Source organism: Mycobacterium sp. TH-M25 (assembly GCF_057473665.1).
Genome location: NZ_JBYCLA010000052.1, coordinates 1 through 3,571 on the forward strand (window position 1 = coordinate 1; position 3,571 = coordinate 3,571).

Annotated in this window: 4 protein-coding genes and 1 pseudogene; 2 read left to right on the plus strand and 3 right to left on the minus strand. The window is 64.1% G+C overall.

What is annotated here, in order from left to right; genetic code table 11:
• On the plus strand, positions 1 to 519 hold a 519-nt coding region (locus AC2VOU_RS02110; protein WP_486955871.1), incomplete at its 5' end, for a cyclase family protein.
• A 49-nt stretch (positions 520 to 568) separates the two neighbouring features.
• Positions 569 to 1,381, plus strand: coding sequence for an alpha/beta fold hydrolase (locus AC2VOU_RS02115; RefSeq protein ID WP_486955872.1), 813 nt, complete (start codon positions 569 to 571; stop codon positions 1,379 to 1,381).
• A 36-nt stretch (positions 1,382 to 1,417) separates the two neighbouring features.
• Here the strand turns inward: AC2VOU_RS02115 and pstA are convergent, their stop codons facing one another.
• The 3 genes and pseudogenes from pstA to AC2VOU_RS02130 form a co-directional block, all read right to left on the minus strand.
• Positions 1,418 to 2,320 (minus strand): phosphate ABC transporter permease PstA, encoded by a 903-nt coding sequence (gene pstA, locus AC2VOU_RS02120; RefSeq protein WP_486955873.1) that lies wholly within the window; start codon positions 2,318 to 2,320, stop codon positions 1,418 to 1,420.
• A gap of 1 nt (position 2,321) precedes the next feature.
• On the minus strand, positions 2,322 to 3,338 hold the full coding sequence (pstC, locus tag AC2VOU_RS02125) for a phosphate ABC transporter permease subunit PstC (RefSeq protein ID WP_486955874.1): 1,017 nt from the start codon (positions 3,336 to 3,338) through the stop codon (positions 2,322 to 2,324).
• A 69-nt stretch (positions 3,339 to 3,407) separates the two neighbouring features.
• Positions 3,408 to 3,571, minus strand: a pseudogene (locus AC2VOU_RS02130) (phosphate ABC transporter substrate-binding protein PstS); the annotation flags it as partial.

Genomic DNA, 3,571 nt, shown 5'->3' on the forward strand with positions numbered 1-3,571 from the left:
ATCGACAAGGTCGACGGCAAGGGCATCACCTCGCGCGGTGTACTGCTCGACGTTGCCCGGCACCGCGGCGTGGAGACGTTCATCGAACTCGGGAACCCGATCACTGCGGTCGAGTTGGACGACGTGGCGCGGGCGCAAGGTGTGACGATCCGACGCGGTGACATCGTTCTGGTCAGAACCGGCTGGTGGGCAAGGTTTGTAGAGACCGGCAATGGCGGCGAACCCGGCTCGGGCTTGGACTGGCTGTGCGCGTCTTGGCTGCATGACCATGACGTCGCCGCGGTGGCCGCGGACAACCTGATGGTCGAAGACCCGGTATCCGGTGTCACAGGGACCTTCATGCCGATGCACATGCTGTGCTTGCGGGACATGGGATTGATGCTTGGCGAGTACTGGGATCTCAATGCGCTGGCAGCAGATTGTGCAGCAGATGGCGTCTACGAGTTCCAGCTCATCGCGCCGCCGCTCAGATTCACCGGCGCGGTGGGCTCACCGGTCAATCCGATCGCCATCAAGTGATCGGTGTCGCGTCCTTTCCGGCCGCTGGACCCGCACTGAGGAGTCAGTAGTGACCGTTCAACGTAAAACCGTCGTGATCGACGGCCTGCGCACCGGTTACCTGGAAGCCGGCCGCGGCGAGCCGGTGGTTCTCTTGCACGGCGGCGAATTCGGCGTCAACGCCGAAATTAGTTGGGAGAAAACAATACCCGCTCTCGCTGAGCGATATCGGGTGCTGGCGCTCGATATGTTGGGTTTCGGGGACTCGGCCAAGGTCATCGACTTCAACGACGGCCGGGGGATGCGACTACGCCACATCGCCAGGTTCTGTGACGAGCTCGGTGTCGGCTCCGCGCACTTCGTCGGCAACTCGATGGGCGCGGTCAATTTGTTCGTCGACGCGACGTCGGACTCGCCGCTGCTTCCGATGCGGAGCTTGGTGGCCATCTGCGGTGGTGGTGAAATCCAGCGCAACCAGCACATGGAAGCGCTCTACGACTACGACGCCACGGTGATGGGGATGCGGCGCATCGTCGAAGCCCTCTTTCACGATCCGAAGTATCCAGCCGACGAGGACTACGTGCGGCGCCGGTACCAATCGAGCATTGCACCCGGTGCGTGGGAGGCGCTCGCCGCGGCGCGCTTTCACCGACCGGGCGCGGAACCATCGTCGGCCCCATCGCACACGTGGGCCTACGAACGGGTCGGCGTCCCGGCTTTGGTGGTCGAGGGAGCCCGCGACAAACTGCTACCGCGCGGCTGGGCACAGGATATCGCCGACCAGCTGCCCCAAGGTCGGTTAGCCGTCATCGAGGCCGCGGGCCACTGTCCGCAGATCGAGCAACCGGCCGCAACGAACGCACTGCTGCTGGACTTCTTGTAGATCGGCCGGGAGTTTCGCTGCCGGGCCGAATCGGAGTTATGACTCCGAATGCCGCCGGGAGAACCAGGTGATCATTCGGCCAATGACGATCAGCACCAGTACGAAGATGATCAGCAGGAACGCCGCGTCGTAGGACAGGTCGCGGGCCGACTGTGACGGCAGGTTGTAGAACGTCCAGATCGGATAGGTCAGGTATCCGACCGGCGAATCGGTGAGCTCTCCCGTCGGAGGGGAATTCGACCAACCGGCCGTGTACAGCATCGGCGCCGTCTCACCGATCGCCAGCGCGAGCGCTACCAGCATGCCGGTGACGATTCCGGGAATTGCCGCGCGCAGCACAATTTTGCGCAGGGTCCAGCCGAGCGGCAGTCCGAGCGCCTCGGCCGCCTCCCGATACGAGGTCGGAACCTGACCAAGTGCGGACTCGGTGGCCTTGGCGATATAAGGAATGCTCATCACCGATAGCGTCAAAACCCCGGCCGCCAGGGAAAACCCCCAGTCGAAATACACCACGAGTGCTATGTAGCCGACGTAGCCGAGCACAATGGATGGGATGCCCGACAGCACCTCGTAGGCGCCGCGCAGAATCGAACGGGTTCTGCCGCGGGCGAATTCGGACAGATAGATCCCGGTCAGCACACTGATCGTCCCACCGATCAGCAGGACCCCGAAACCGATGACCACGGTGCCGACGATGGCGTTGCGCAGGCCACCACCGTTGCCGCGGGTATCCTGCACCAGCACATGCCAATCGAATACCGGCACGGCACGGCTGACAACTTTGATCAGCATCCACAGAGTGGGGCCGACCACCACGGACAGGCAGCAGAAGCAGGCAGTCCAGAACAGGGCATTGACGACCTTGCGCCGAGTGAGGGTGGAGCGCCGTGGCCCGTCCTGCCCGCGGATCGCGGATAACGTCGCGGTGGATTCGCTCATCTCACACACCACGTCCCACCGGTAGCGCGGTGCTCGAGGCCCGGCGCACCAGCGCGCGAGCGGCCAGGTTGGTCAGCAACGTGATCAGCATCAGTACCAAACTCACTTCGGCGAGGGTTTTCACCGCGAAGTCGGTGAAGTCGGTCATCGCCGAATCCAGTTGTGAGACAACGGTGGCAGCGATGGTAGTCATGGTGGAGTAGATGTTGGCGGGCATCGCACCCAACACCGCGCCAGAAACCATGGCGACGGCCATCGTCTCACCCAGTGCACGTCCGAGACCGAGGACGACGGCGCCGATGATGCCGCTGGATACCCACGGGAGCGTGACCCGTCGGGCACATTCCCACTCCGACATTCCCAGCGCGATGGCGCCCTCGCGGGGCAGTACCGGAACCTGTCGGATCAGATCGCGGGTGGTGCTGGCGATGATCGGAATCACCATGACCGCCAGCACCAGACCGGACACCAGCATTCCCTCGCCGTTGCCAGGGTCGCCGCGAAAGTAGTTCAGCACGGGGACATCTGGAGCGTTACGAGCGATCGCCGGTGCGATGTGGTGAGCAATGAACGGCCCGAAAGTCAGCGCACCCCACAGGCCTACGACGACGCTGGGGATGCCGGCGAGCAACTCGAGTGTCATCCCGACGGCGGAAGCGAGGCTCTTGGGCAACCGCTCCACGATCGCCAACGCTGCTCCGATCGACACCGGCACCGCGATGATCAGGGCAATCGCCGATGTCGCGAGGGTCCCCACGATCAGCGGCAGCGCGCCGTAGTAGGCGCCGACGGGGTGTTCGACGCCGTCGGTAACCACGGAAGAGCCGTAGGTGTTGCCCGGATCCCATTTGGTCGCGGTGAAAAAGTGCAGACCGTTGAGCCGGATTGCCGGCAGCGCCTCGATGAGCAGCGTCGCCAGCACGAACACCAACGCGAGCAGCGGCATCACCGCGCCCACCGCACCTAGCCAGCGAATGGTGAGACCGTCGCGGCTCGCGCCGCGGACGCGGCTCCGCATGCGCCGGAAGGCCGTCGGGCCGCCCGGCGCATGCGGTGTCGTGGACTTGGTCGAAGGAGGCACTCGTCGCTACTGGGCGCTGATCTTTGCGATCTGGTTGTCGGACAACGTCACCACCGAGGCCGGCAGTGGCTGAAAGTGGACTTTGTCCAGGTACGAGGCATTGTTGCCGTCGGTGACCGCCCAGTGCAGGAACGCCTGCAGGGTCTGCGCTGTGGCGGCGTCTTTTTGGT

What these genes read in the sequence shown, in the direction of transcription:
- pstA (WP_486955873.1), bottom strand. Translation starts at nt 2,320, where the DNA reads ATGAGCGAATCCACCGCGACGTTATCCGCGATCCGCGGGCAGGACGGG.
- pstC (WP_486955874.1), bottom strand. Translation starts at nt 3,338, where the DNA reads ATGCGGAGCCGCGTCCGCGGCGCGAGCCGCGACGGTCTCACCATTCGC.